The 25,133-nt window shown below is 72.4% G+C and carries 19 protein-coding genes; 12 read left to right on the forward strand and 7 right to left on the reverse strand.

From position 1 onward, the window contains the following. Nucleotides 1–9: 9 nt before the first annotated feature. Nucleotides 10–1,266: a PP2C family protein-serine/threonine phosphatase gene (locus ACIO3O_RS00890; protein ID WP_401740248.1), complete on the reverse strand. Its 1,257-nt coding sequence runs from the start codon at nt 1,264–1,266 to the stop codon at nt 10–12. 121 nt (nt 1,267–1,387) lie between these two features. Between ACIO3O_RS00890 and ACIO3O_RS00895 the strand changes: the two genes are divergently transcribed. Then, the gene (locus tag ACIO3O_RS00895) at nt 1,388–1,972 is read left to right on the forward strand and encodes a MarR family winged helix-turn-helix transcriptional regulator (protein ID WP_401740251.1); all 585 of its coding nucleotides are present in this window, start codon (nt 1,388–1,390) and stop codon (nt 1,970–1,972) included. Nucleotides 1,973–2,112: 140 nt separating this feature from the next. Here ACIO3O_RS00895 and ACIO3O_RS00900 read toward each other — a convergent pair whose 3' ends face one another. The 5 genes from ACIO3O_RS00900 to ACIO3O_RS00920 all read right to left on the reverse strand — a co-directional run bounded on the left by ACIO3O_RS00900 (nt 2,113) and on the right by ACIO3O_RS00920 (nt 6,198). Next, on the reverse strand, nt 2,113–3,420 hold the full coding sequence (locus ACIO3O_RS00900; protein ID WP_401740254.1) for a PP2C family protein-serine/threonine phosphatase: 1,308 nt from the start codon (nt 3,418–3,420) through the stop codon (nt 2,113–2,115). Between the two features lie 314 nt (nt 3,421–3,734). Further along, nucleotides 3,735–3,995, reverse strand: coding sequence for a DUF5133 domain-containing protein (locus ACIO3O_RS00905; protein WP_401740256.1), 261 nt, complete (start codon nt 3,993–3,995; stop codon nt 3,735–3,737). A 403-nt stretch (nt 3,996–4,398) separates the two neighbouring features. Then, nucleotides 4,399–4,572: a CsbD family protein gene (locus ACIO3O_RS00910; protein ID WP_401740258.1), complete on the reverse strand. Its 174-nt coding sequence runs from the start codon at nt 4,570–4,572 to the stop codon at nt 4,399–4,401. Between the two features lie 272 nt (nt 4,573–4,844). Next, nucleotides 4,845–5,690: an SDR family oxidoreductase gene (locus ACIO3O_RS00915; protein ID WP_401740260.1), complete on the reverse strand. Its 846-nt coding sequence runs from the start codon at nt 5,688–5,690 to the stop codon at nt 4,845–4,847. A gap of 43 nt (nt 5,691–5,733) precedes the next feature. Continuing rightward, nucleotides 5,734–6,198, reverse strand: coding sequence for a MarR family winged helix-turn-helix transcriptional regulator (locus ACIO3O_RS00920; protein WP_401740263.1), 465 nt, complete (start codon nt 6,196–6,198; stop codon nt 5,734–5,736). Between the two features lie 501 nt (nt 6,199–6,699). Here ACIO3O_RS00920 and ACIO3O_RS00925 point away from each other — a divergent pair. From ACIO3O_RS00925 to ACIO3O_RS00950, 6 genes are all read left to right on the forward strand, one after another. After that, a complete protein-coding gene (locus ACIO3O_RS00925; protein WP_401740266.1) occupies nt 6,700–8,574 on the forward strand; it encodes an amino acid adenylation domain-containing protein in 1,875 nt (624 codons plus the stop codon). A gap of 79 nt (nt 8,575–8,653) precedes the next feature. Beyond that, the gene (locus ACIO3O_RS00930; protein WP_401740269.1) at nt 8,654–13,297 is read left to right on the forward strand and encodes an amino acid adenylation domain-containing protein; all 4,644 of its coding nucleotides are present in this window, start codon (nt 8,654–8,656) and stop codon (nt 13,295–13,297) included. Nucleotides 13,298–13,380: 83 nt separating this feature from the next. Beyond that, complete coding sequence (locus ACIO3O_RS00935) at nt 13,381–14,598, forward strand: 3-deoxy-7-phosphoheptulonate synthase (RefSeq protein ID WP_401740270.1); 1,218 nt, start codon at nt 13,381–13,383, stop codon at nt 14,596–14,598. After that, nucleotides 14,595–16,637 carry a chorismate-binding protein gene (locus ACIO3O_RS00940; RefSeq protein WP_401740273.1) on the forward strand — a complete coding sequence of 681 codons (2,043 nt, stop codon included), beginning with the start codon at nt 14,595–14,597 and terminating at the stop codon, nt 16,635–16,637. The genes ACIO3O_RS00935 and ACIO3O_RS00940 overlap by 4 nt, the downstream gene beginning before the upstream one ends. Then, entirely contained in the window at nt 16,630–17,232 is a 603-nt protein-coding gene (locus ACIO3O_RS00945) for a flavin reductase family protein (RefSeq protein WP_401740275.1), read from the forward strand. Before ACIO3O_RS00940 ends, ACIO3O_RS00945 begins: the two co-directional genes overlap by 8 nt. A gap of 101 nt (nt 17,233–17,333) precedes the next feature. Then, on the forward strand, nt 17,334–18,827 hold the full coding sequence (locus tag ACIO3O_RS00950; protein WP_401741815.1) for a 4-hydroxyphenylacetate 3-hydroxylase family protein: 1,494 nt from the start codon (nt 17,334–17,336) through the stop codon (nt 18,825–18,827). A gap of 83 nt (nt 18,828–18,910) precedes the next feature. On the opposite strand, the gene ACIO3O_RS00955 is transcribed toward ACIO3O_RS00950, so the two are convergent. Beyond that, complete coding sequence (locus tag ACIO3O_RS00955) at nt 18,911–19,621, reverse strand: O-methyltransferase (protein WP_401740278.1); 711 nt, start codon at nt 19,619–19,621, stop codon at nt 18,911–18,913. A 205-nt stretch (nt 19,622–19,826) separates the two neighbouring features. Between ACIO3O_RS00955 and ACIO3O_RS00960 the strand changes: the two genes are divergently transcribed. The 5 genes from ACIO3O_RS00960 (at nt 19,827) to ACIO3O_RS00980 (ending at nt 25,074) form a co-directional block, all read left to right on the forward strand. Next, nucleotides 19,827–20,336, forward strand: coding sequence for a VOC family protein (locus ACIO3O_RS00960; protein ID WP_401740280.1), 510 nt, complete (start codon nt 19,827–19,829; stop codon nt 20,334–20,336). Continuing rightward, nucleotides 20,333–21,289, forward strand: a complete 957-nt coding sequence (locus ACIO3O_RS00965) for a hypothetical protein (RefSeq protein ID WP_401740283.1) — start codon at nt 20,333–20,335, stop codon at nt 21,287–21,289. Before ACIO3O_RS00960 ends, ACIO3O_RS00965 begins: the two co-directional genes overlap by 4 nt. A gap of 73 nt (nt 21,290–21,362) precedes the next feature. Continuing rightward, nucleotides 21,363–22,340 (forward strand): LLM class flavin-dependent oxidoreductase, encoded by a 978-nt coding sequence (locus ACIO3O_RS00970; protein ID WP_401740284.1) that lies wholly within the window; start codon nt 21,363–21,365, stop codon nt 22,338–22,340. After that, nucleotides 22,337–23,200, forward strand: coding sequence for a PhzF family phenazine biosynthesis protein (locus ACIO3O_RS00975; RefSeq protein WP_401740287.1), 864 nt, complete (start codon nt 22,337–22,339; stop codon nt 23,198–23,200). Before ACIO3O_RS00970 ends, ACIO3O_RS00975 begins: the two co-directional genes overlap by 4 nt. Nucleotides 23,201–23,280: 80 nt before the next feature. Beyond that, nucleotides 23,281–25,074 (forward strand): gamma-glutamyltransferase family protein, encoded by a 1,794-nt coding sequence (locus tag ACIO3O_RS00980; protein WP_401740290.1) that lies wholly within the window; start codon nt 23,281–23,283, stop codon nt 25,072–25,074. Nucleotides 25,075–25,133: the final 59 nt, after the last annotated feature.

Here is a 25,133-nt window from a genome sequence, read left to right on the forward strand (position 1 = left end):
GCTCGCGTCTCAGGTCGCCGGTGTGGCCCGAGCGGGGGTGGGGCGTCCGTGCCAGTCGAGGCAGATGATCATGGCGTCGTCGCTGTCCGCCCCGGGGACGCGGTGGGCGGCGAGTGCTTCCAGGACGGCCTGCGGCACCTGGGTGGCGGGCAGGAGCCGGGTTTCGGAGAGGACCCGGGTGAGGGGGCGGGCGCTGAACAGCTCGCCGTGCTCCGAGGCGGAGGCGTAGACGCCGTCGCTGACGATCAGGAGCCGGTCGCCGGGCTCGACGGTGTGGTGCTGGGGGATGTAGGGGGTGTCCTCGAACATGCCGAGCGGCAGTTGGGCTTCGAGCTCGATCGGTTCGGCCGTGCCCTTGCGCAGGCGCCAGATCTTCGGGGAGCCCGCGTCGATGACCTCGAAGGCGCCGGTGGCCAGATCGAACTCGAAGAGCAGGGCCGCGACGTGCTGGGCGCCCTGGTGCTCCGCGTAGAGGGCCTGGTCGGCGAGGGCGGCCTGGTCGGCGAGCGAGAGTCCGGCGCGGCGGGCGTTGCGCAGGGCGTTGATGGCGAGGTTGGTGAGGAGGGCCGCTTTGATGCCGTCGCCCATGCCGTTGGTGACGGTGAGGGTGAGGGTGTCGGCGGTGGTGGCCCAGTCGAAGTTGTCGCCGTAGATGGCGTAGGCGGGTTCCAGCTGGGCGCCCAGGGTGTACTCGGGGCGGGTGCAGGAGCGGCCGGGCAGGAGCTGCCACTGCATCTCGGCGGCGAGGGTGAGGCGGGTGGCCCGGCGGGCCTGGAGGTAGAGGTCGGTGTCGCGGTCTGCGACGACGAGCTCATGGGCGAGTACGTCCGCGAGTTGCTGGAGCTCGGACAGGTCCGCGGGCTCGTGGCGGCCGTCGGGCAGCGTGACGGACAGCACGCCGAGCCGGTCGCCGCGGACGCTGACGGGCAGGTGGGCCGTCACGGCGGACCCGGGCTCGGGTTGCTTGGCCAGCGGTTTCGTCGGACGGGACAGGTGTGCGCGGGCCGGCTTCGGGTAGCGGGCCTTGCAGACGAAGGGCTCCTGTGCTCCCAGCGCGCGCCCGGGGTCGCTGGAGCGGATCGGGACGGGCTGCGCGGTGTACGGCGGGACGGTGACGGGCTGGAGCATGGTCATGGCGTAGTCCGCCATCCACAGGTCGACGTCGGTCGCCCCGTACTGGTCGGCGCAGACGGCACGGACCGTGTCGACAAGGGCGTGGGGCAGCGCGGTGTGCAGCGCCCGAGCGGCGGTGGCGAAGCGGTCCATGGACGGCAGGGCCTTTCTTGGGGGGTCGAAGGGTTCGACCTTCGTACAGTTTGACTGGCAGACTGAGCGCCCGGTCGGTAGGGACGCCGACGGGCTGAATCGGAGATTCACGGTGCGGAGAATGGAACCGGCTGCTGCGGACCTCGCGGACGGCAGGACCGCGGAGGCGGCACGGGCGGTGGTCGAGCAGTTGGAGATGCTGTGGGAACGGGGCCGGGACGCGGTGCCGACCGCGCCGGTGTCCACCTCACAGCTCCGTGTGCTCTACACCCTCGACCAGCAGGACGGCATCAATCTCCGCGATCTCGGCAGGCAGATCGGCGCCGCCCCGTCATCGGCGAGCCGGCTGTGCGACCGGCTCCAGGCCATCGGCTACCTGCACCGCTCTTTCAGCAGCACCGACCGCCGTGAGGTCACGTTGCGGATCACCTCTCTGGGCCGCGCCTACCTCTCCGAGCTGCGCGCCCACCGTGAGGAGGAGCTCGCCTCGACCCTGGCGGCGATGACGGCGCAGGAGCGGGACGCCCTGATGAGCGGGCTGGCCGCGTTCCGCAAGGCCCACGACGCCGCGACCGCACGTGCGGCCGCCCGGGCGAGCGCGGCCCCGAGTCCGGAGCCGGGCGGCGAAGGAGGCGAAAGACCCGCGGACACACGCCGTGCCGCGGATCTGACGGCTGCTCACCACGTACTGCCCCGGACCGCTTAGCCACGGGGGCAACGCCGCGGCGCGGCAGATGAGTTGGTGCACCCCGGCCCCTCTCGTCCTGCGTCGGCGGACCGTCGCCCCGCCGGCGGTGGCGGCGGTTCCGAAACCAGACGCAAGAATGTTGCCAATGGTCATTGTTGTCAAACGGCAAACGTCTGGCGGGGGTGCGGGGGCCGCGGGGTGCGGCGCAGGGCGAGGGCGAGGGTGTCGTCGGCGTGCAGGACGACGGTGTGCATGTCCGCGGCGATCGCGGCCGGGATCTCCGCCAGCGGCAGGTTCGCGTGCCGACGGGCGGCAGCGACCAGCCGGGCCTCGCCCTCCAGGGGGTCGCGGCGGCTCTCGGTGAGTCCGTCCGTATAGAGGACGAGGAGGTCCCCCGGTGCCAGGACCTCGTGCCGCAGGACTTCACTGCCCGGCAGCGGATACCCCACGCCCCGCCCGCGGGCGGACAGGAACGCGGTGGTGCCGTCGTGCGCGCGCAGCAGCAGGGCGGGCGGGTGGCTGCCGCTGGCGAGCGTGAGCGCACCCGTTGCCGGATCGAGCCGGGCCAGCAGGGCCGTGGCCTGCAAACCGGGCACGATCGGGGAGAGCTGGCGGTCCACGCGCGCCAGGATCGACTCCAGCGGGTGGCCCTCCAGTGCCAGCGTGCGTACGGCATGGGTCACCGACAGGGCGCTCTTGGTGCTGCCGATGCCGTGCCCGAGGGCATCGACGACGGTGATGTGCACCGTACCGTCGGGGAGTTGGAACCAGTCGTAGAGATCGCCGCCGGTCGGGGCCGCCGGGTCGGACGGCGCGTAGTGGACGGCCAGCTCCAGCCCCGCGACCGACACGGCGGCGGGGCGCAGCGCGTCCTCCATCGCGAGCAGGGTCTGGCCCTGGGCCCACCGCAACTGCTCTTCGCGTTCTTCGAGTTGCAGGTAGAGGGCGAGTACGCCGTCGTTCGTCTCCGACAGCTCGTCCTCCAGGAGCTGCTGCTGGCGTTCGAGCCCGTCCAGGCGCGCGAGTGCGGCCCGCAGCTCCGTCTCGTAGGCATCGGCGTCGGCGTCGGTGTCCGAAGCCGTCGGCGATCCGGCCCGCGGCGAGGGAAGGAAGGGCCCCGGGCGGTCCGGCAGGGGAAGGTGCCACGTCACGGAGTGCGGCCGGGTGTGCGCGGGCGGGAGAGGGAGGTCCGTCGGGACCGGCTGGCCCGTGGCGTTCAGCCCTTCCAGGGTGAGGACGGCATGTCCTGCGGCGGGGGGCGGGGCCACGCCGGTGTCCACGCCGAGAGTGACGGAGCGCCCTTCGCGCAGGGTGCTCGCGGCCAGGCTGCTGACCGTCAGCACGAGCCGCGCGACGGTGTCGGGGGCGAGACGGCAGATCCTGGCGAGGCGCCGGGCTTCCTGCCGGAGCGCGGGCATCGTGCTCAGCGCCGTTGCCGCACGTGCCGACGGCCTGCTCGCGGTCATCGCGCAGCCCCATGCCGCGTGGTGCGGGAGCAGGGGCACGTCGTACGGGAGGAGCCGACCCCGACCGCGGGGCCGTCGCCGGGGCAACGCGCCACCGGGGCCGCCCAGGGCAGCGGCGTCCTGTTGCTGATCTTCATCCCGCGCCCCTCGCGCCTGGGACGACTGCGGATCGGTCGGAACCCCGGGGCCGTTGCCGTCTAAACTCTTGCCGTACGGCAAATAGAATCACACGAGGTCGGCCGCCAGAAGAGGCGGCTCCCGAACCGGCCCGCGCGCTGCCGCCACCCGGCCGTGCACCGGGCCGAAGACCGGCGTCAGGCGGCGGCGAGCGCTTCTGCTTCTCGCGCCGGTTCTCCTGCCGGTTCCCGCACCGGCGAGGCTGCGCCGCCCAGCAGGATCTCGGCGGCGGCGAGGGCGTGGGGGACGTCGGTGGTGGCCGTGGTGACGCATAGCGTGTAGGACACGTCCTCCAGCACCCGTCGGGTCCTGTCGCCGGGGTGTTCCTCGTGCGCGAGCCGAGCCGTCGCGTAGCGGGAGAGGAGGTCACGCAGGACCTGGGGGTGAGGCGTGATCATGGCGGCGGAGCCTTCCGGTGCGTCGGCGGGTGCGGGGGAAGAACGTTCCCAGCACACGGGTTCCCCGAGATCGTGCTTCATGCACCCGCGCCGACCGGCGGAGCGAGATACATGGCGTTCGGCGGGGCGCGCTGCCCGCTGGTGCTGCCGCGACCGGGCGGGCTGTCCTGCTCGTCAACGGACGGTGGTATCCCCGGTCAGCCCCACCCGGAACGTCTTCCGCGCCGGTACGGATCGCGCGGTTGGCCCGGGCACGGTGACGAAAGAGACGCAGGCCGTGCCGCCCGCCCGAACATCCCCTGCGGGACATTCCGGTCGGGCGGCACGGCCTGAGTCCTTCGGCCGGGGCCGCCCTGTTGTGGGCCGACCCGGGCCTGTCCGGCTGTGCGGACGGTGCGGAAGGTCAGTCCTTCAGCGCGTCCTTGCCCTTCTCCTTGGCCTGGCGGGCGTCGCCCTTGGCCTGTTCGGCGCGGCCTTCGTTCTCCAGGCGCTGGTTGCCGACCGCGCCGCCGGCGGTCTTCTTGACCGCGCCCTTGGCCTGCTCGGTCTTGGCCTTGGCCTTCTCGTCTGCTGCCATGATCAGCTCCCTGGGGTGAAGTAGTCGGCTGCGTGCTGTGCCGCTGTTCGGTCGGGTGTCCCCCCACAGCGGGTCGAAACGTGCGCGATGGCACGACAAGAGACGGCACGACAACAGCCGGCACGACAACAGCCGGGACCGTCACCGTCACCGCCCTGGTCGAAGCGCCCGACCCCGCAGCGCGGTTCGCCCGCAGCCCGGACTGCCTGTCGGCGTTCGCGGGCCGCCGCCTCGACCACGACGAGGACGTGCCCCCGCAGGACGCCGTCCTGCTACTCCTTGCCCGGCCATCCGCCCGCCGCCGCCACCTCCTTCGCATAGGTGGCGAAGCGCTTCGGGGGGTGGCCGGTGATGCGGAGGACGGTGTCCGTGGGGTGGGCGTCGCCGAGGGCGGCGAGGGCCGCGTAGGCAGCGATCTCGTGCTCCACGTCCTCGGCGGGGCGGCCCTGGGACCGGCCGGTGGTGCGGTAGGAGTCCTGGTCGCCGCGGAAGTCGACGGAGAGATCGGCGGCGTCGCCGATCAACGCCAGCGCATCCGCGAAGGAGAGGGCCTCGGGGCCGGTCACCTCGTGGGTGTGGCCGGCGTGGCCGTCCTCGGTGAGGGCGGCGACGGCCACCGCCGCGATGTCGTCCGCGTCGACGAACGTCTGGCGGCACTCGCCCAGCGGCAGTGCCAGCGTGCCGTCGAGGACGGCCTCGCGGAAGATGCCCTCGTCGAAGTTCTGGTTGAACCAGTCGGCGCGTACGACCGTCCAGTCCACCCCGGATGTGCGGACCAGCTGTTCGGCGGCCATCAGCCGGTCGTCGCCCATCTCCTCGATGCCCCGGCTGGACAGCAGGACCAACCGGCGTACGCCCGCCGCGACCGCGCGGTGGACGAAGTCCGGTGCCAGCGGCAGTTCATGAGGGAGCATCAGATAGACGCGCTCGGCGCCGGTGAGCGCGGGTTCCCAGGTGGTGTCGTCGTGCCAGTCGAAGGCGACGGCGGAGTCGCGGGAGGCGGCCCGGACCGGGTGGTGCGCGTCACGGAGCCGGGCGGCGACCCGGCGGCCGGTGATGCCGCGGGCGCCGAGGACGAGGACGGGGGAGTGAGGGGCGGCGGGGTGCACATCGTTCATGCACGGTGCAACGAGGGAACCTCCGGCGAGGCACCGGGGCACGTCATCGGGCCTGTTCGGACTCCATGGCCGCGGCCACCTTCTCGCAGAGTTCCGCGAACAGGGCGCTCTCGCCCTCGGTGAGTACCGAGGCGGCGAGCTGCCCGACGTCGTGGTGGCCGCGCGCGACCCGGGCGAGGAACAGGTGACCCTCGGGCGTGAGGGAGGTGCTCAGTTCGCGCCGGTCCTCTCCGGCGGTCACCTGCTTCACCAGTTTCAGGTCCTTCAGCACACGCAAGGTCTTGGACGTGGTCTGCCGGGAGACCTCCAGCACGTCGCTCAGCTCGGAGGGCCGCATGGAGCCGCGCGCCCGCAGGAGTTCGAGGACGTCGTACTGGTGCCAGTTGACACCTTCGGGGTTGACGCGGGACCGGCGCGCGACGAGCAGGCACTGAAGGTGGGTCAGGGCTGCTTGCAGAACGGTCGGTTGCGGACGATGGGTGGGGGTCGAGCCGTCTCGTGGAGTCATGAACGCTTCCCGTACGGGGGGTGACCGGTGGGGGAAGGTGCCAAGGTATCAAGGGGTCGCGCGCCGGGGTCGTCGCGGTCGCCGGGAGATGTTTTCCCTGAGGACACCATCGGGGGGCGTGAGCGCGCGAACCCGGGGTACCGGACTGCGAGGGCCGGTCACTGACGAGTACCGGCCAACCCGCACCGGACCCTCACCGGCCGGGCACACGGGACATACCAGACGACAACGGAGACGGGGCAGCCCCGCACGCCCCATTCCGCCGGTCGGCGTGCGCGGATTACGCACCATAAAGCGCGCCCAACCTGCGGACCAGTACAGGCATTTGACATCGATACAGAATCGTGATTAGTTGATTTCCATAGGGAAATCACATTTCTTGGCTTTCTCCGCTGACAATGCACCAGCCCGCATCAGGTCCCCCGCGAAATGCGCCGCGTGCGCACCGGGAAACCGATCGGGAGTCCTTCCTCCGGCCCCACCCCGAGGAGATCAGCGCTCATGGAAAAGAATCCCGCAGGGACGACATTACGCACGGGATTACGCACGGGAAGTCCGCCTGCGTCGGCCCCACCGCTCGTCCTGACCACCCTCTTCGAACGGACGGTCCGCGAACACGGCGGGGCCATCGCCCTGGCGGACGGCGCGGAGCAGGTCACGTACGACCGTCTCAACCGGCGGGCCAACCGGATGGCCCGGCGCCTCAAGGACCTCGGCGTCACCAGAGGCGACCGCGTCGGAGTGCACATGCGCCGCTCCCCCGACCTCTACGCGGTCCTCCTCGCCGTTCTCAAGGCCGGCGCCTGTGTCGTACCGCTCGACCCGGCCCACCCCACGGAGTACCTCGCCCGTCTCCTCCACGAGGCCCGCCCGTCGCCGGTGATCTGCGACGACCCGGCCGACCTGCCCCCCGACGCCCGCCGCACCGCGCTCGCCGGGGACGACCTGGTCCGCGGCAGCGACGGGCTCCCCGACGGCGACCCGGACCCCGGCACCGGGCCGGAGGACACCGCGTTCCTCATGTACACCTCCGGCTCCACCGGGCGGCCCAAGGGCGTACGGATCGCGCACCGCGGTCTGGCCCGGCTGGGACCGCACAGCGGCCCCCTCGACATCACCTCCCACGACGGCCTGACCCAGTCGGCCGCCTTCTCCTTCGCCGCCTCGACCATCGAGATCTGGCTCGCGTTCCTGCACGGCGCCACCCTGCTGCCGATGCCCCCCGGACTGCCCTCGCTGCCGGTGCTGCGGGAGGCCGTCGAGGAGCGCGGCGCGACCGTACTGAGCCTCCCCTGCGGCCTGTTCAACGCCCTGGTCGACCAGGAACCGGAGTGCCTGCGCCCGGTACGGATCGTGCTGCTCAGCGGCGACTTCCCCTCCCCCGGCCACCTGCGCCGGGCCCTGGCGCACACCGACGCGGTCATCTACAACGGCTACGGCTGCACCGAGAACTCCTCCATCACCGCCCTGCACCCGCTGACCTCGCCCGATGACGTCGACGGCGCGGGCGTCGTCCCGATCGGACAGCCGCTGCCCGCGGTCACGCTGGACGTCTACGACCCGGCGCTGCGCCCCTGCGACACCGACGAGGTGGGCGAACTCTGCGTGGGGGGCGCCGGTGTGGCCCTCGGGTACGCCGACCAGCCGGAGCTGACTGCCGAGAAGTTCACCCGGGACCCGGGCGGCGACGGACTGCTCTACCGCACCGGTGACCTCGCGCGGCGGAACAAGAACGGCGACATCGTGCTGGTCGGGCGGTCCGACAGCATGGTGAAGATCCGCGGGTTCCGGGTGGAGACCAGCGCCGTGACGCTGGCGGTGCGCGCCCTCGACGGAGTCGCGGACGCCGCGGTGAAGGCGTTCGAGGACGACGACACCCGCGAGAAGCGGCTCGTCGCCTTCTACACCACCCCCGACGGCCGCCCGGCCGACCCCGGGGACCTGGTCCGGCGGCTCTCCGCGGACCTGCCGTCCCACATGGTCCCCTCCACGTTCCGGCATCTGGAGAAAATGCCGACGAATGTGAACGGGAAGGTGGACCGCACCGCGCTCACCGTGGAATCCCCCAAGAACCAGAAATCCCAGAAGAACCCGAACTCGACATCAGAGAAAGGCGAGAAGACCATGCAGAATCCCCTCGAAGCCGTCATCCTCCAGTCCTGGATCGACATATCCGGCATGGATGAGTTCTCGACCACCGACTCATTCCTGGGACACGGCGGGAATTCGCTCCACTTCGTGCAGCTGGCCTCCCGTCTCCAGAAGATATTCGGGATCGAGATCACCACCGAGTCGGTCTTCCGGCACGGCACGGTCGAGCAGCTCGCGCGCTTCATCGAGACGTCCCGCGACCAGGCCGCCACCACCTCTTCGTAGGCGCACGGCTGACACAGTGCCCGACAGCCACCGGCACGCCACGCCGGTGGCCCGAACGTCCGCGGAGGGTGGCAAACCCGTGAACGACCCCTTGATCACGGCAATTCTGGACCTGGCCCGCAGAACGCTCCACTCCCCCGGCCTGGGACCGGACGAGCCCTTCTCGGACCACTGCGACGACCCCGCGCTGCTGGCCGAACTGGACACGGTCCTGCGGGCCGTCTTCGCCGTCGGCCCGCCGTCCGTCGGCGGGCCGGGCGCGGAGAGCGCGGCGGCGGTGGCCGGACGGCTCGCACAGGGCCGGTCCGGCTCCGCCGGGCAGGAGCTGACGGCCGGGTCCGCGCCGCGCAGCGACAACACTGCGGAGGCCTCGTTCGGGCAGAGCGGCATCTGGCTCATCGACCAGTACCTGCCGACCCCCCAGGCGTACAACGGGCCGTTCCTGGCGCGGCTGCCGCTGCGGCTCGACGGACAACGGCTGCGCCGGGCCGTCGCCGGAGTACTGCGCCGCCAGGAAGTCCTGCGCACCACCTACGCGTTGCGTGACGCCCGGCTCCTCCAGGTCGTCTCCGACAAGGACACGGCCTTCCACTACGGCGTCGAGCACTACGCCGACGACAAGGAACTCGACGCGCTCGCCCAGCGGGTGGCGAACATGCGCCTCGACCTGGAGCACGGGCCGGTGCTCTCCGTGACCTGCGCGCTCGGTCCGGGCGAGGAGAGCGCGATCGTCTGCAACATCCACCACATCGCGTCCGACGCCGCCTCGGCCGGGATCTTCCTGCGCGAACTCCTCGACGCCTACGACCGGATCGGACGCGACCTGCCGGTGGAGGCCGTGCCGGGGCGCCCGCAGTACGCCGACTTCGCGCACTGGCACCGCACGCACCTCACCCCCGAACGCACCGCTCACCTGCTCGACGAGTGGGCCGACCGGCTCGCCGGTGAACTGCCGGTGCTCACCCTGCCCGCGGACCGGCCGCGGCCCGCCACCCAGGAACACCGGGGCGGCACCGTCCCGTTGCACGTCCCGGCCGACGTGACGAGGAAGCTGGAACGGCTCGCGGAACGCGAGGGCGTCACGCTGTTCATGGCGCTGCTCGCGGTGTACGGCACGTACCTCGCCAAGCTGTCCCGCCAGGAACGGGTCCTGGTCGGCTCGCCCGTCTCGCTGCGGGACGACCCGCAGACCAAGGACCTCGTCGGCTACTTCGTCAACATGGTCGTGCTGCGCCAGGACGTGGCGGGCGCGATGACCGTACGCGAGGTGCTGGGGCGGGCGCGCGAGGAGGTGACCGACGCGCTGCGGCTGAAGTGGGCCCCCTTCGACAAGGTCGTCGAGCGGCTGCGGCCCGACCGCACCGGCGGTCACACGCCGGTCGTGCAGACGATGCTCGTGCTCACCGACCCCGGCTCCGCCCAGGTCACCCACGACGGAACCGCCTTGACCGTCCGGCGGGACATGGCGCACGGCGCCAAGTACGACCTGTCGGTGGTGTTCGCCAGGGAGGCGGACGGGCTGCACGCCAGTCTGGAGTACGACGCCCACCTCTTCGACGAGGAGACCGCGCGGGACATGGGCGAGCGGCTGGGCCGGCTGCTGACCCAATTCGCCGACGCCGCACCGGACACCCCGGTGCGCGAGCTCGGTCTGCTCGCCGCCGACGAGGAGCGGGAGGCGCTGGCCCACGACGACCGCGTGGACCGCTCCGCGCACCCGGTGCCGGTCGCCGAGCTGTTCGAGCGGCAGGCGGCGGCCACCCCGGACGCCGTGGCCGTCACCGACGGCGGCCGCTCGTGGACGTACCGGGAACTCGACGAGCGGGCCGGGCGGCTCGCGCGGGTCCTGCGGGAGGAGGGCGCGGCGGCGGGCCGCAGGGTCGCCCTCGCGCTGCCCCGTTCGCCCGACATGGTCGCGGGACTGCTCGCGGTCGTGAAGTCCGGGGCGTCCTACGTCCCGCTGGACCCGTCCCATCCGCCGGAGCGGGTGGCGTACGTCCTCGAAGACGCCGAGGCTCTCCTTGTCCTCACCGACAGCACCACCGGAGCACAACTACCGTCCGGAACACGGCTGTTGGAGACGGACCGGGAGGCGGAGCGGATCGCGGCTGCCGACCCCGCGCCGCTCGGTGCGACCCGGACGCCCGACGACGAGATCTACCTGATCCACACCTCCGGGTCGACCGGCGCCCCCAAGGGCGTCGTCATCCGGGACCGGACGGTCGGCAACCTGGTCGCCGCCCAGCACCGGGTCTCCCCGTGCGGGGCGACGGGCACCACCCTCCAGTACATGACCCTCTCCTTCGACGTCTCCGTCATGGAGATCCTGGGAACGCTCTGCGTCGGCGGAACGCTCGCCCTGATCCCGGACGAACTCCAGAAGGACCTGCACCGGCTGGCCGCCTTCGTCGCCGCGCACAAGGTCACCCGCCTGTACCTGCCGTACATCGCACTCCAGCGGTTCGCGGCGCTCGCCGTCGCGGAGGACATCCGCTGCGACGCGCTGCGCGAGGTGACCTCGGTGGGCGAGGCGCTGGTCGTCTCCCCGCAGATCCGGGAGTTCTTCACCCGGCACCCCCATGCCCGGCTGCTCAACATGTACGGGCCGTCCGAGACCCACCTCGCCACCTGGCACGAGCTGTCCGGCGACCCCGACGGCTGGCCCGAGGCCCCGCCGATCGGGCGGGCCGTCGACGGGATGCGGCTGCGCGTCCTGGGCCCGGACCGCGAACTCCTCCCTCAGGGCGTCACGGGCGAGCTGTACATCGGCGGCCCGTACCTGTCGCCCGGCTACCGGGGCCGCCCCGAGGAGACGGCGCGCCGCTTCCTGCCCGACCCCCACGGCGCCGAGGGCGAGCTGCTCTACCGTACGGGCGACCTCGTCCGGTACGACGCGCGCGGCGACCTGGAGTACCTGGGCCGCGCCGACGACCAGATCAAGATCCGCGGCTACCGCGTGGAGCCCAGCGAGGTGGAGGCCGCCCTCGACGCCCTCGACGGGGTGCGCGACTCGGCGGTGGTGGCGGTGGAGTTCGGCCCGGGCGACCGGCGGCTGGTGGCCGCCGTCACGGGCGGGGGCGCCGACGACGGCGTACGACTGCGGACCGCGCTGGCCGAGCGGCTGCCGGAGTACCTGGTGCCCGCGCACCTCGTCCGGCTGGACCGGCTGCCGACCACGCCGAGCGGGAAGATCGACCGGGCCGCGCTGGCCGGGCGGCTGGCCGGGGAGGTGCGCGACGCACGCCGGGAGGAGGACTCCGGGGCGGACACGCCGCCGCGGACCGCGACGGAACGTACGATCGCCGAAGCCTGGGCGGACATCCTGGGCGGCGGCTCCCCCGGCCGCGACGGCGACTTCTTCGCGCTGGGCGGCAACAGCATCATCGCCACCGAACTCGTCTACCGGCTGCGGAAGTTGTTCGAGGTGGACATTCCGCTGCGGGCCCTGTTCGACAACCCCACGGTGGCCGGCATGGCCGCGCGGATCGAAGAGCGGCAGGGGGGCGGCACCGACGCGTTCACGGAGCCCGCGGCCGACCTGCGCGCCGACGTGACCCTGGCGGACACCGTCCGGCCCGACGGGCGCGAACCGGTCCCGCCGGGCGACGCGACCCGCTTCCTGCTGACCGGAGCCACCGGTTTCCTCGGCAGCTGGCTGCTGCGCGAACTGGCGGCCGTCCCCGGGCACACCGTCACCTGCCTGGTGCGCGCCGACGACGCACAGGCCGCGCTGGCCCGGCTGCACACCACGGCCGACCGGTACGGCATCGCCGACGGGATCGACTGGGAGCGGGTGCGCGCCGTCCCCGGCGACCTCGGCCGGGACCGGATGGGACTGTCCGAAGCGGACCACGCCGAGCTGGCCGGTTCGGTCGAGGCGGTCCACCACGCGGCGGCGCACATCAACTTCGTACTGCCGTACGCCTCGGTGAAGCCGACCAACGTCGACGGGCTGCGCTCCGTGCTGGAGTTCGCCGCCACCGGACGGCTCAAGCACGTGCACCACATGTCGACCGTCGCCGTGTTCGCCCCCGGCCGCGAGGGCGGGCCGATCGGCGAGGAGGCGGTGCCCGACACGTGTGAGGGACTCGGTATCGGTTATACGCAGAGCAAGTGGGTCGCCGAGGGCATCGCCCGGCTGGCCCGGGACCGCGGGATGCCGGTGACCGTCTACCGCATCGGCCGGATCTCCGGGGACAGCGTCACCGGCGCCTGCCAGGCCGACGACTTCCTGTGGCGGCAGATCAAGAGCTTCATCGAACTCGGTTCGGCCCCGCCCGCCGAGGAGCTGACCACCGACCTGCTGCCGGTGGACTTCGTCGCCCGGGCCGTGCACGCCCTGTCCCGCGAGGCGTCCGCCGACGGTGCCACCCACCACCTGTTCCACCCGCGGGGCTCCGACTTCACGCCCGTGCACGCCGCCGTCCGCGACTGCGGCCACCGCCTCGACACGATCCCGGCCGAGGAGTGGCTGACCCGCCTGGAGGACTCGGCCCGACGCCCCGGGGGCAACGCCCTCGCCGCGGCCGTGCCGCTGTTCCGGGAGGGGGCGCTGGAACTCGGTGACAACACCTACGCCAACGACCGCACGACCCGACTCCTGGACCGGCTCGGACTGCACTGGCCCGACATCGACCGCCGCTCCCTGACCCGCATGATCCGCTGGTTCGAAGCGGCCGGTGAACTGGACCGCCGACCCCCCGGCGGGCGCCCGAGCGCGTAGACCGGGCCGGCCGGCGGCTCCCCCCACGCAGACAACCGCAGGCGCCCACCCCACGGGCCGCCTCCGAACGAAGGCCGACAGCCATGCCTCGACATCCCTTTCCGGGGACCGGACACGACCCGTTGATCGCCTCGATGGTGGCCGGACTCCCCGCCCGTCAGCAGCCGCGGTGGCCCGACCGTTCCCTCCTGCCCCCGGTCCACGACCGGCTGGCCCGCGAGGCCCCCCTCGTGTCGTACACCGGCGTCCGCGAACTGCACGAGCTCCTCGCGCGGGCCGCCGAGGGCGATCTCTGCCTCCTCCAGGCCGGTGACTGCGTGGAGCTGACCACCGAGTGCGAACCCCACGACGTCGCCCGCAAGGTGGAGATGCTCGACGTCCTCGGCGACGTCATGCGCACCGGCTCCGGACTGCCCGTGGTACGCGTCGGGCGGATCGCCGGGCAGTTCGCCAAGCCCCGCTCCGACGACTGGGAGAGCGTGCCCGGCGGGCGGCTCCCGGTGTTCCGCGGCCCGGTCGTCAACGCGCCGGACGCCCGCGAGGAGGACCGCACCCCCGACCCGTCCCGCGTCGTCACCGGGCTGGAGGCCGCCCGAAGCGCCGTCGACGCCCTCGACCGGCTCGGCCGCGGCGAGGGCGCGGCACCCGAGGACCGGGTGTGGACCAGCCACGAGGCCCTCCTCCTCGACTACGAACTCCCCCAGGTGCGGCGGCACGCCGACAACGGCAGCTATCTGGCGTCGACGCACTGGCCCTGGATCGGCGAGCGCACCCGGCAGACCGACTCCGCGCACGTACGGCTGATGGCCGAACTGGACAACCCGGTGGCGTGCAAGATCGGGCCCGAGGCCACGGTCGACGAGGTGCTGGACCTGTGCGCGGTGCTCGACCCGCACCGCACCCCGGGCCGGCTGACCCTGATCGCCCGGTTCGGGGCGGGCCGGGTCGCCGAACTGGCCCCGCTGGTACGGGCGGTACGCCACGCCGGGCACCCGGTGCTGTGGATGTGCGACCCGATGCACGGCAACACCGTGAAGACGCCCGACGGGCTCAAGACGCGCCGCCTCGACGCGATCATGTCCGAGATCCGGCAGTGCGTGGACGTCTTGGCCGACAACGGGGCGCACTGCGCGGGCCTCCATCTGGAAGCCTCCCCCGACGACATATCCGAGTGCGAGGGCGCGGGCCGCAGCCCTCAGCGCGGCCCGGGCTACCGCAGCCTGTGCGACCCCCGGCTGAGCCTCGTCCAGGCCGTCGCCGCCGCCGCACACTGGCGGCTTCCGGTGGGGGCCGTGGCATGACCACCTCCCTCACCCCCGCTCCGGCGCAGTCCCTCGACGTACTGCTGCCACCGCAGGGCCAACCCTTCGCGGTACTGCACCGCCCCGGCTCCGACCCGGCAGCACCGGTGGAGATCCTCAGCGGCCCGGTACGGCGCGCGAGCGACCTGGACGCCCTCGCACCGGACCCGGACGGCGGCCCCGACGACACGGAGACCCTGGTGCTGGCTCCGTACCGGCAGATCCGGGAACGCGGGTTCGCCCACCCCGACGACGGCGAACCGCTGCTCGCCATGGAGGTGCGCGAGCACCGGCACGTCCCTCTCGAACAGTTACTGGCCTGCCTTCCGGACCGGGCGCCGCAGGTGGAGGAGACCCGCTTCGACATCGACGACGACGGCTACGCGGCGGCGGTCGACGGCATCGTCCACCGGGAGATCCACCGCGGCGAGGGTTCCAACTTCGTCCTGGCCCGCAGTCTGCACGGAAGGATCCGCGCCTTCGACCGCACCGCCGCCCTCGCGGTGCTGCGCGGGCTGATGACGGCGGAGACCGGCGCGTACTGGACGTTCCTGGTCTTCACCGGCGACCGGTACTTCATCGGCTCCACCCCCGAGCAACAGGTACGGGTGCGGGGCGAGCGGGTGGAGATGAACCCGATCAGCGGGACCTACCGCTACCCGCGCACCGGCGCGGACCTGCCGGGGCTGCTGCGCTTTTTGAGCGACCCCAAGGAGACCGACGAGCTCTACATGGTCGTCGACGAGGAACTCAAGATGATGACGGCCCTGTGCGACGACGGCGTACGGGTCAGCGGCCCCTCCCTTAAGTGGATGTCCCGCCTCGCGCACACCGAGTACTACCTCTCCGGCCGCTCGGACCGCCCGCTCACCGAGATCCTGCGCACCACCATGCCGGCGCCGACGGTGACGGGCAGCCCGGTGGAGAACGCCTGCCGGGTGGTCGAACGGTACGAGCCGCACGGCCGGGGCTACTACAGCGGCGTCGTCGCCCTGCTGGGCCGCACCGGCGGGCGGCGTCGGATGGACGCGGCGCTGCTCCTGCGCACCGCGGACCTCGGGGCGGACGGCTCCGTGCGGCTGACGGCGGGCGCCAGTGTCGTCCGGGAGTCGGTGCCGGCGAACGAGACGGCGGAGACCACCGCCAAGCTGTCGGGCCTGCTGGACGCCCTGTCGGGGCGGCGGTCGGCGAAGACCCCCGTGCCCGCGCCCGCCACCGAACTGGCCGAGGCCGGGCCGGTGCAAGGCGCGCTGGCCGCCCGCAACGACGGGCTGGCGGCGTTCTGGCTGCACGGGACCGCGGACGCGCCCGCCGCCCGGTCCGTCGCGGGCACCCTGGTCACCGTCGTCGACGCCGAGGACGGCTTCACCTCGATGCTCGCCCACCAACTGCGGGCGCTGGGCTGCGTGGTGCGCCTGGTGCCCTGGTCCCGGGCGGCGCGTGCGGGCGTCGCCGGAGCGCCGGGCGTGGTCCTGCTCGGTCCGGGTCCCGGCGACCCGCGGGACGGGGCGAACCCCCGCGTGCGCGCGCTGCGGGCCACGGCCGCCGAACGGCTCGCGGCCGGTCTGCCGCTGGCGGCGGTCTGCCTGGGGCACCAGGCGGTGTGCACCCTGCTGGGGCTGCGGGTGACCCGACTGCCCGACCCGGCGCAGGGCAGGCGGCTGCGGGTCCCGCTGTGGGGCAGGCAGCGCATGGCCGGTTTCTACAACAGCTACGTCGCGCGGGCCGACGGGGACTGGCTGCGCCCGCCGTTCGGCGGCGGCCCGGTCCAGGTGCAGCGTTTCGGCGACGAGGTGATCGCGCTGCGCGGGCCCGCCCTGTCCACGATCCAGTTCCACGCGGAGTCGTTCCTGACCCAGGACGGCCCCGGCATCCTGGCCGACCTGCTGACCGGCGCTCTGGCACCGGCGACGGCACACCGGCCGGACGTCCACGACGTGCACGACAGCCACGACGTCCACGACAGCCACGACAGCCACGTGGCCGGTGTACACGGCACCGGCCCCCGGGAGTCCAGGGGGACCCATGAGCATGCCTGAGCGAGGGGGCGTGGACACCGCGCCGCGCCCCGTCGACCCACGTGCCCTGCGCAGTTGCATGGGCCAGTTCGCGACCGGGGTCACGGTGATCACCTGTCGCCGCGGCGACCTCGTGCACGGCACGACGGTCAACGCCTTCACCTCGGTGTCGCTGGACCCGCCGCTGGCCCTGGTGGCACTGGACCGGCGCAGCCGGGCGGACGCGCTGCTGCGGGAGGACGGCGACTACGTCGTCAACATCCTCGACGCCTCGCAGCGCGACCTGGCGATGCACTTCGCCGGACGGCCCATGGCGGAGCCGGTGCCGTGGGTGGACGAGCAGGGTCCGCACCCGCGGCTGGCGGGCACGGTGGCCCATCTGGTCTGCCGGCCCTGGCAGTTGCACGACGGCGGCGACCACACGCTGCACATCGGGAGCGTGGAGAAGTTCGAAAGCCGCCCGGGGCGACCGCTGTTGTTCCACGGCGGGGCCTTCCCGGAACTGGTGCCGGACGACTCGCTCGTCGCCTGGTCGCTGTGCCTGGACGGCATGGACCCGGTGGCGCACCTCCCGGTACACGACGAGCCCAACAGGGCGGACAGGACAGGGGACTGACGCACATGACGGACACGACGCACAGCACGGGCACGACGGACACCCCCGGCACCACCGGGGGCAGCGCCGGGGACACCGGACCGCGCCGCACGACACGCCCGATGACCGGCGACGAGTACCTGGAGAGCCTCCGCGACGGCCGGGAGATATGGGCGTACGGGGAGCGGGTCGACGACGTCACCAAGCATCCGGCGTTCCGCAACACCGCCCGGATGACCGCGCGGCTGTACGACGCGCTGCACGACCCGGAGCACCACGACACGCTGACCACGCCCACGGACACCGGCAGCGACGGCTACACCCACAAGTTCTTCCGGGTCCCGCGCAGTGTGGAGGACATGGTCGGCGACCGGGACGCGATCGCCCGCTGGGCCCGGATGACGTACGGCTGGATGGGCCGCAGCCCGGACTACAAGGCGAGCTTCCTCGTCACGCTGGGCGCGAACCCGGACTACTACGGGGAGTTCGCGGACAACGCGCGGCGCTGGTACGCGGAGGCGCAGGAGCGGGTGCTGTTCTGGAACCACGCGGTGATCAACCCGCCCGTGGACCGCAACCGGGCGCCGGACGAGGTCGACGACGTGTTCGTGCACGTCGAGAAGGAGTGCGACGACGGCCTCGTGGTCAGCGGCGCGAAGGTGGTCGCCACCGGGTCGGCGCTGACCCACTTCAACTTCGTCGCGCACTACGGACTGCCGGTGAAGAAGAAGGAGTTCGCGCTCGTCGCGACGCTGCCGATGGACGCGCCGGGGGTGAAGCTGATCTGCCGCCAGTCGTACGAGCTGGCCGCGAGCCGGATGGGCAGCCCGTTCGACTACCCGCTGTCGAGCCGCCTCGACGAGAACGACACCGTCTTCATCCTCGACAAGGTGAAGATCCCCTGGGAGAACGTCTTCATCTACGGCGACACCGCCAAGGCCGGCACCTTCCTGAACACGTCCGGGTTCACCCACCGGCTCACCTTCCACGGGGTGACCCGGCTCGCGGTGAAACTCGACTTCCTGGCCGGTCTGCTGCTCAAGGGGCTCGACGTGACCGGGACAAAGGATTTCCGGGGCATTCAGACCCGGGTGGGCGAAGTGCTCGCCTGGCGGAACATGTTCTGGGGTCTCAGTGACGCGATGGCGCACAATCCGAACGGCTGGCACGACGGCGGTCTGCTGCCGAACCTGGATTACGGAATGGCGTACCGGTGGTTCATGACGATCGGATATCCGCGCGTCCGCGAGATCATTCTCCAGGACCTCAGCAGCGGCCTCATCTACTTGAATTCACACGCCAAGGACTTCAAGAACCCGGAACTGCGCCCGCATCTGGACCGGTACATGCGGGGGTCGAACGGATACGACTCGGTGGAGCGGGTCAAGCTGATGAAGCTGATCTGGGACTCGGTGGGCACGGAGTTCGCGGGCCGCCACGAGCTGTACGAGCGCAACTACTCGGGCAACCACGAGAACGTGCGCATCGAGCTCCTGATGGCGCAGACGGCGTCCGGCCTGGTCGACGACTACCGGGGCTTCGCCGAGGAGTGCATGGCGGAGTACGACCTGGACGGCTGGACCGCGCCGGACCTGATCGGGCCCGACCAGACATGAGCGCCGGGGCGGCACGCCGACGGGGGCGACGGGCGGCGGGAGACCGCGCCGCCGCCCCCGCGGGGCCGGCCTCCCGCCGGACGTCAGGGCAGGTCGGGCGCCGGGGACCGGGTGTCGGTGTCGGTGTCGGGCAGGATCACGGCCAGGGTGAAGCCGTCGTAGCCCTTGGCGCCCACCGTCTGGATCGTGGTGGCGCTCACCCGGGGCTCGGCGGCCACCTTCTCGTGGAAGCGCCGCATCCCGCGGACGCCGCCGTCCGGGTTGTCGGCGTCGGCGACCGCGCCGCCGAGCACGACGTTGTCGACGACGATCACACCGCCGGGCCGGGAGAGTTCGAGCGCCCAGTCGAAGTACTCCGGGGTGTCGGGCTTGTTGGCGTCGATGAAGACCAGGTCGAAGGGCTGCTCCGCGCTCTTCGCGAGCTCGGGCAGGATGTCCTGCGCCCGGCCCACCTTCTGCTCGACACGGTCGGCGACGCCGGCCCGCTCCAGGTGGCCGGCGGCGGTCTCGGCGAACGAGCGCTCCCACTCGATGGTGACCAGCCGTCCGCCGGGCGGCAGCGCGCGGGCGAGCCAGATGGAGCTGTACCCGCCGAAGGTGCCTATCTCCAGAATGCGCTCGGCACGCTGGACGAGGGCCAGCAGATGCAGCAGCTTTCCCTGCGAGCGGGAGACCCCGATATCGGGAAGATCGAATCCGATGTGTGCCTGGGCGGCGGCGGCCAGCGCGGGGTCCTCGGCACCGAGAACCGCGTCGAAGTAGCCGTCCACCGCACTCCACTGATTCTGTGTCATGACTCCAGTGTTCCCTGTGGGGAGGAAATCCGGTACCCGGCCGGAAAAGATTTTGGAAAATCTGCGGATTCACATCTTCCACTTATTTCCGTCGGTTAGTCGACGGGATTTCCGGGAAATCGCCTGCGTAACCGAGAACGCAACTGAGAAGAGAAAAGCACCTCCATCCCTTCTGGCCTGACCGCAATGAGAGGAGCGCAGAACCTTGCCGCGAACCGGGACCACGAAAGACCGACCGACGGACGTCGATCTCGTACTCGTACCGGAACTGCACCATGTGGGCGTGCAGACGGCCGACCTCGACAACTGCGCCGCCTGGTACGAGGAGTTCTTCGGCTGCCGGACCAACTGGACGCTGGACACCTTCTGCGACCTGACGCTGAGCCGCCTGCCCGGCATCACCCGGCTGACCGAGGTGATGGTGGCCGGTCTGCGCTTCCACCTCTTCGAACGCACCGGGCACGACGACACCGTCCCCGGCGCCAACACCCGCCAGTTCCAGCACATCTGCCTGGCCACCGGCTCCCCCGAGGAGCTGCGGTCCTGGCGCGAGCGCTGGCTCCGGCTGTACGAGTCCGGCCGCTTCACCTTCGCCGGTGACGAGTTGCCCACCGAGATCGTCGTCGACGCGGACGGCGTCCAGAGCTGCTACGTCCTGGACGTCAACGGCCTGGAGTTCGAGTTCACGTACACACCGCCAGGAGGAGACCGATGAGCACGCGTGTCCAACGCACCGTCACCGAACTGCCGGTGCCCGACGGCTGGGACTTCGGGGACTTCCCGTACGGCCTGGAGCCGCTGACGCTGCCCGAGCCGCCGACGCCCGGGACCGAGACCGCGATATCCGCGGTGCGGCCCGCCGACCCCGCCCGGGTGGACCTCGGCGGACCGGGCCCGCGGACCGGACCGGCCCTCGCCGCCGAGGAGATCTCCCACCAGCTGTTCTGGTTCCGCTGGATCACCGGCCACCAGGCGACCTTCGCCATCTGGCAGTTGACCGCGCACGCCCTGCACCAGGCCCGGTCCAGCTCCGATCCCGCGCCCTCCCTGTGCGCGATGACGGACCTCACCGACGCCTACACCGCGATGCTGCTGTACACCAGCTCCTGCCCCGCAGACGTCTACGGCAGCGTCATCCGGCCCAGCATGTACCTCCAGCACCGCAGCTTCAGCGGCACCTGGGCACCCGACTTCGTGCCCGTCCGCTCACTGCTGCGGGGGAAGAAGACCGAGTGGGAGGGAACGCCGGAGGCCGAACGGCTGAAGAAGGCGGTGCGCAGGTACCACAGCGTGCACGCGGGGGTGGCGGCCAAGCTGGTGCCGGGCGGCCGGTCGCTGCTCCAGGAGTCGGCCACGGAGATCACGCCGACCCGCCCCGAGACCCAGGCGCTCCTCTACGACCACTACTTCCTGACCCTGCGGGCACCGGTCGACGCGACCGAGCTGGTCGACCAGTTGCGGTCCCGGCTGCGCGCGATCACGCAGGACGCGGCGACCAACGGGCTCTATCCCGGCCTCACTCCGCAGGAGGACGCCGCCTTCCCCGAGGAGCTGCGCGGCGACGACGTGCGGCAGGGCTACGAGGAGGGCTTCGCGACCGTCCTGGGCCGGATCGACGCCGCCGCCGCGCAGCTCAGGCCGAGGGTGCTGCACCACAGCGCGCCCTGACCGGACGGCGTCGGACACGGCACCAGGACACGCGGTACACGCAGGACACGACGAGGGAACCAAGGAGGTACGCGTGCGGCACGGAGTGGTGATCCTGCCCGAGCAGCGCTGGTCGCGGGCGCGCGAACAGTGGGTGCTGGCCGAGCGCCTGGGCTTCGACCACGCCTGGACCTACGACCAGTTGATGTGGCGGTGGCTGCGGGACGAGCCCTGGTTCGCGAGCGTGCCCACCCTGGCCGCCGCGGCGGCCGTCACCTCGCGGATCACGCTGGGCACGATGGTCGCCACGCCCACCTACCGCCACCCGGTGACGCTGGCCAAGGAGGTGATGTCGCTGGAGGACATCGCCCAGGGCCGTTTCGTCTGCGGGCTGGGCGCGGGGGCGGGCGGCCTGGACGACAGGGTGGTGGACCCCACCGAGCGGACCCCGCGTCAACGCGCCGACCGTTTCGCCGAGTTCGTCGAGGCGCTGGACCGGCTGCTGACCGAGAGGAGCAGTTCGTACGCGGGTGAGCACTACGCCTTCGAGGACGTGCCGGTGAACCCCGGGTGCCTGACGCGGCCCCGGGTGCCGTTCGCCGTCGCCGCGACCGGCCCGCGCGGCATGCGGCTCGCGGCCCGGCGGGCGGACACCTGGGTCACCGCCGGTCCCCCGGGCCGCTTCGACGCCCTGCCCTACGAGAAGACGGTGGCGGACATCGCCCGGCAACTGGACCGGCTGGACGCGGCGTGCGAGGCGACCGGCCGGGACCCGGCCACGCTGAACCGGCTGCTGCTGACCGGCGCCCTGGTCGGCGGGGTGCTCGACTCCGTCGAGTCCTACCGGGACGCGGTGGGCCGCTTCGGTGAACTGGGCATCACCGACCTGGTGGTGCACTGGCCGCGCGCGTCCTTCCCGTACCAGGGGGACCTGCGGGTGCTGGAGGCCGTGGCGGAGGAAGTGCTCCGCCCCGGGCGGGAGACGGCGGCACGCACCGTACCCGTGAAGGACCCGCCGGGCGGGGACCCCCGCGACGGCGAGGACCGCCACGACGAAGGAGAGGGACGTTGATCGCGTACGAGATCGTCGACATGTTCACGGACACCCCGTACGGCGGCTGCGCTCTCGGCGTGGTCCCGGACGCCGCAGGGCTCTCGACGGCGGACATGCTCGCCGTCGCCCGGGAGACCGCCCTGAGCGAGACGGCCTTCGTGGTGCCGCCCAGCCTGCCGGGGTCGACGTACGGGGTGCGGGTGATGACTCCGGCGGGCGAGTCGCCGTTCGGCGGGCACAGTGCGGTGGGCACCGCGAGCACGCTGGTGCGCGCCGGGCGGCTGGCGGCCGGGGAGGCGGTGCAGGAGTGCGGCGGGCGGCAGCTCACCGTGATCGCGGGGGCCGACGGCTCCACGGTCCGCGTCGCGGGCGAGCCGCTCGCGCTGCCGCAGTGGGACCCCGGCCCGTTGCTGGCGGCGTGCGGTCTGACGGACGCCGACCTGACGGGCGCCGCGCAACTGGCCGGTTTCGGACCGGCGTTCCACGTCCTGCCGGTGGACGCACAGGCCCTGGAGCGCGCCTCGGCCGACCTGCGGGACCCGGCCTGGGCGGACTGCGCGGACGCGGTGCTCGTCACCTGGGACGCCGCGAACCACACGGCCCGCGTCCGGGTGTTCGCCCCCGGCTACGGCATGCCCGAGGACCCCGCCTGCGCCTCCGCCGCACTGGGACTGGGTGTCTGGCTCGCCCGGGAGAAGGCGCTGCCCGGTACCGAAGGCCGCCACAGCTACCGGGTCCGCCAGGGCGAGAACCTGGGCCGCCCCGCCACACTCTCGTGCACCGTCGACCTCGTCGAGGGCCGGGCCCACGCCGCCACGGTGCACGGCCACGTCGCCGCCACCGCGTCCGGCCGGATGACACCCCCCGGACGGCCCTGAGGAGCCGGGCCCCACGCGGTACGCCCGCACGCCCAGAACCGTACGACCAGAAACCGTACGACCAGAAAGGGATCTCCCCGGTGCTCTTCCGACCCGAACTGCACGGCACCCGCGGTGCCGTGGCCTCCACCCACTGGCTGGCCTCCACGGCGGGCATGTCCATGCTGAACCGTGGCGGCAACGCCTTCGACGCCGCGACCGCCGCCGCCTTCGTCATCCAGGTGGTCGAGCCGCATCTCAACGGGCCGGGCGGCGACGTGCCGATCCTCGCCCACCGGGCCGGCAGCGGTTCGGTCGACGTCGTCTGCGGGCAGGGGCCGATGCCCGCGGCGGCGACCGTGGAGGCCTTCACCGGACGCGGTCTGGCCGTCGTTCCGGGTTCCGGGCTGCTGCCCGCCGTCGTCCCCGGCGCCGTGGGCGCCTGGCTCCGGCTGCTGAAGGAGTACGGCACGCTGCCGCTGGAGGACGTCCTGGAACCGGCGATCGGCTACGCGGAGCACGGCTATCCGGTGCTGCCCAAGTGCGCCGCCATGATCGGGGCGCTCGCGGAGCTGTTCCGCGACACCTGGACGGAGTCGGGCCGCACCTACCTGCGGGGCGGGGTCGCCCCGCGCGCCGGGGAGCGCGTCACCAACCCGGTGCTGGCGCGCACCTACCGGCGGCTGCTCGCCGAGGCGAAGGCGTCCGGACGGGACCGCGAGGGGCAGATCGACGCGGCGACGGAGGCGTTCTACAGCGGCTTCGTCGCGGAGGCGATCGACACCTATCTCGCCAAGGCCGAGGAGATGGACTCCACCGGCCGCCGCAACAGCGGCCTGCTCACCGGCGCGGACCTCGCGGCGTGGCGCCCGCACGTGGAGCGTCCCCTGACCCTCGATCACCGCGACTTCACCGTGCACAAGGCGGGGCCCTGGTCGCAGGGCCCGGTCTTCCTCCAGCAGCTCGCCCTGCTGGCGGAGACGGATCTCGCCGCGACGGGGCCGCAGAGCGCGGAGTACGTCCACGCGGTGGTCGAGGCCGCCAAGCTCGCCTTCGCCGACCGCGAGGCCTGGTACGGCGACCCGGACCACGCGGACGTGCCCGTCGAGGCCCTGCTGGACCCGGCGTACACCGCCGCGCGGCGGGCGCTGCTCAGTGGGGAGGCCTCGCACGAACTGCGGCCGGGGCGGCCCGGCGGGTGCGAGCCGCTGCTGCCGCCGCTGCACGACGAGAGCATCGCGCCCGCGGACCCGGCCTGGCTGGGCGAGCTGGAGCAGGGCATCCCGGCGATCATGAAGCTGACCGCGGCGACCGGCGACACGTGCTGCGTCAGCGTCACCGACGCGGCGGGCAACATGGTGGTGGCGACGCCCAGCGGCGGCTGGCTGAAGAGTTCCCCGGTGGTGCCGGGTCTGGGCTTCCCGCTGGGCACCCGGGGGCAGATGGCGACCCTCACCCCCGGCCACCCGAACACGGTGGCACCCGGCAAGCGCCCGCGGACCACGCTCAGCCCGACCCTGGTCCTGCGGGACGGCCGGCCGCACCTGGCGTTCGGGACGCCCGGCGGCGACCAGCAGGACCAATGGACGCTGAGCTTCTTCCTGCACCACACGGAGCACGGGATGGGCCCGCAGGAGGCCATCGAGGCACGCACCTTCCACACCGACCACGTGCCCACGTCCTTCGCCCCGCGCCGGTTCCGCCCGGGGACCGTGGTCCTGGAGGGCGGCTGGCCCGCGGCGGAGGTCGAGGCGCTGCGGCGGCGCGGGCACCAGGTGGACCTGGTGGCCGACTACTCGCTCAGCAAGGTGTGCGCCACCGGCCTCACCGGCGACGGGCTGGTGCTCGGCGCGGCAAGTCCGCGCGGCGCGCAGGCCTACGCGGTCACGGGGTAGCAGAGGAGGACATGGAATGGTTTCCCGAGGGAAACCACCCGTCCGATGCGGAAGGTGCT

The sequence above is a fragment of the Streptomyces sp. NPDC087440 genome (genome assembly GCF_044744005.1).
Classification (GTDB): domain Bacteria; phylum Actinomycetota; class Actinomycetes; order Streptomycetales; family Streptomycetaceae; genus Streptomyces.

Coding starts and splice junctions, on each gene's coding strand:
- ACIO3O_RS00905 (WP_401740256.1), bottom strand. CDS start 3,995: ATGATCACGCCTCACCCCCAGGTCCTGCGTGACCTCCTCTCCCGCTAC.
- ACIO3O_RS00895 (WP_401740251.1), top strand. CDS start 1,388: ATGGAACCGGCTGCTGCGGACCTCGCGGACGGCAGGACCGCGGAGGCG.
- ACIO3O_RS00945 (WP_401740275.1), top strand. CDS start 16,630: ATGCCTGAGCGAGGGGGCGTGGACACCGCGCCGCGCCCCGTCGACCCA.
- ACIO3O_RS00940 (WP_401740273.1), top strand. CDS start 14,595: ATGACCACCTCCCTCACCCCCGCTCCGGCGCAGTCCCTCGACGTACTG.
- ACIO3O_RS00935 (WP_401740270.1), top strand. CDS start 13,381: ATGCCTCGACATCCCTTTCCGGGGACCGGACACGACCCGTTGATCGCC.
- ACIO3O_RS00900 (WP_401740254.1), bottom strand. CDS start 3,420: ATGACCGCGAGCAGGCCGTCGGCACGTGCGGCAACGGCGCTGAGCACG.
- ACIO3O_RS00950 (WP_401741815.1), top strand. CDS start 17,334: ATGACCGGCGACGAGTACCTGGAGAGCCTCCGCGACGGCCGGGAGATA.
- ACIO3O_RS00955 (WP_401740278.1), bottom strand. CDS start 19,621: ATGACACAGAATCAGTGGAGTGCGGTGGACGGCTACTTCGACGCGGTT.
- ACIO3O_RS00915 (WP_401740260.1), bottom strand. CDS start 5,690: ATGAACGATGTGCACCCCGCCGCCCCTCACTCCCCCGTCCTCGTCCTC.
- ACIO3O_RS00890 (WP_401740248.1), bottom strand. CDS start 1,266: ATGGACCGCTTCGCCACCGCCGCTCGGGCGCTGCACACCGCGCTGCCC.
- ACIO3O_RS00925 (WP_401740266.1), top strand. CDS start 6,700: ATGGAAAAGAATCCCGCAGGGACGACATTACGCACGGGATTACGCACG.
- ACIO3O_RS00920 (WP_401740263.1), bottom strand. CDS start 6,198: ATGACTCCACGAGACGGCTCGACCCCCACCCATCGTCCGCAACCGACC.
- ACIO3O_RS00910 (WP_401740258.1), bottom strand. CDS start 4,572: ATGGCAGCAGACGAGAAGGCCAAGGCCAAGACCGAGCAGGCCAAGGGC.
- ACIO3O_RS00965 (WP_401740283.1), top strand. CDS start 20,333: ATGAGCACGCGTGTCCAACGCACCGTCACCGAACTGCCGGTGCCCGAC.